The organism is Parendozoicomonas verongulae, assembly GCF_009711465.1.
Taxonomy (GTDB): domain Bacteria; phylum Pseudomonadota; class Gammaproteobacteria; order Pseudomonadales; family Endozoicomonadaceae; genus Sansalvadorimonas; species Sansalvadorimonas verongulae.
The window spans coordinates 1-1,876 of record NZ_SMME01000608.1 but is presented as its reverse complement, the minus strand read 5'-3'; the positions used below and the strand labels follow the sequence as shown (position 1 = coordinate 1,876).

Genomic DNA, 1,876 nt, shown 5'->3' with positions numbered 1-1,876 from the left:
TCCCTGTAATGCGTCGATCGCCCGCATGAGATCCGCCAGAGACAGTTGAACCGGGCTCTTTCGCTTAACGAGTTGGTTTGCCAGTCGCTGGTAGCGGGGAGCCAGCCAGTTGCTCAGGCGGCTGCTCACGCCAGGGCGACGGTCGAGAATACCCTGGATATCGTCGGGTTGGAGAGGACTGAGCTGTATCTGTGTGCAACGGCTTTTCATTGCAGAAGAGAGGGACTCCCGGCCTCCGAAGGCCGGAGGATTGATGGTCGCAAACAGAGCAAAACCCGGTTTGCCGGGCCTGGAAAGGATGTCGTTGAACAGTCCTTCCAGATATTCACTGGGTAACAGGTTCAGCTCACTGATAATCAGCTTTTGCCCACGGGCCATGGCTGACTCCACGGTCTTCACCAGTTCATCCCAGCGTGATGGGTTGGCATTAACAGGGACGTAAGGATAGGTGACAGGGAACTGTTTTTCCCACTGTGTCAGCACCAGAGATAAGATCTTGTCTTTGCCCCAGCCTGCGGGGCCTTCGACCAGAATCGCCCGTCGGCCGGTCAGGCCTTCATGACCCTGACGGTCAAGGAATTGCCAGTAATGGCGCACCAGCCTGACGATGGGGGCAGCGCTTAAGTCAAAGTCCGGGTTTTCACGACGCAGGGTGTCTAAAAAAAATGCGAAGAGGTCATTCTGGGGCTGGATGATATCTGCGCCGGCAGCATTCACAGGGGCGCATTCCTGGCGAAGCTTTGCCAGCTGCTGTCTGGTACTCTCGGTGGCTCGTCCTGACAGACTGTCCTCAAACGCTTTCCAGACGACGGCGGTTATCTGGCTCTGGGTGATAGAACACGGCCCCCTTTGATGGTCATGGTGCCGGAGGGTCTGGTGGATATTGGCCAGCACATCCTGCAAATCCCGAGGGCTGAGAGTGCTTTGGCCCTGGCCGGACAGGCAGCGATCAAAGTCTTCATACAATTTTTGTATGAGCTGTGTCGTTTGTTGCTTGAAGGCTTCAGGCCAGTCTTCTGGCAGATTGGGATGAATAAGCTGTTCAGCCAGATCATCCAGTGGTATCGGAGGATAATAAAGGGTCAGTATTTGCCCCCGAAGGGCCGAGTCCATATGCCGACCGCTGTAGAAATCCAGATTGCCGGTAAGAACCACCCGGTGACGCTCACTCAAGAGCCAGATTTTTCCCTGAAAGCAAAGCCGTGGCGGTGTGGATGTCAGGCCGGCCAGAGCGGCCAGTAATCCTTCCGGTGCAAGATTCGCTTCATCGAGCACAAGCAGGGGCGGTGCAGGATTCAGCGCCCATTGCAGCAGTGGTCCCGGAACAAAACGAGAGCTGTCGGCACCTTGCTCGTCCAGAGTGGTTTCTCCAAACAGACCCTCAACCGAACTGTGAGGCCCCAGGCTGATAATCTGGGGGGAATCGGGTAAATGCTGCCATGCCGGTTTTTTTTTCAGCTCGGCTATCACCGCGCGCGCCATATAGCTTTTCCCCGCTCCGGCTTCTCCCTGAAGGAAAACCAGCGGGTGCCCGTTTATGCGGGCAGCGAGACGCTGGAGTCTTCGCTGATAACGGAGTGAACATAAACGCCGGTTATGCAGGAGGGCTTCGGCCAGTGCCTCTCTCTCTCCCTCTGGCAGCTCTGGACAAGACAGGTGGAGTTGTTGGACGATTTGCTGGTATTTTTCATCTTTAGTGATGTGAGTGTTCTGCCGAATAGCCGCAATCGTTCGTTCCAGTGTCAAAGCTCGCTTGTGGATAGATGAAAGCTGTGCATTAACAGCCCGAGTCATCAGGGCATCCCGTAGCAAGCTATAAGCCTGTCCGTCATAAAGCTGAAGTGCGTCATTAACCGTCAGGTGCGAAAATGTGTTG

General features: G+C 55.3%; 1 protein-coding gene. It reads right to left on the bottom strand.

Annotated elements, in window-relative coordinates:
- Positions 1 to 1,794, bottom strand: a 1,794-nt coding sequence (locus E1189_RS01850) for a P-loop NTPase family protein (RefSeq protein WP_155158381.1), incomplete at its 3' end; no start/stop codon positions are given.
- Positions 1,795 to 1,876: the final 82 nt, after the last annotated feature.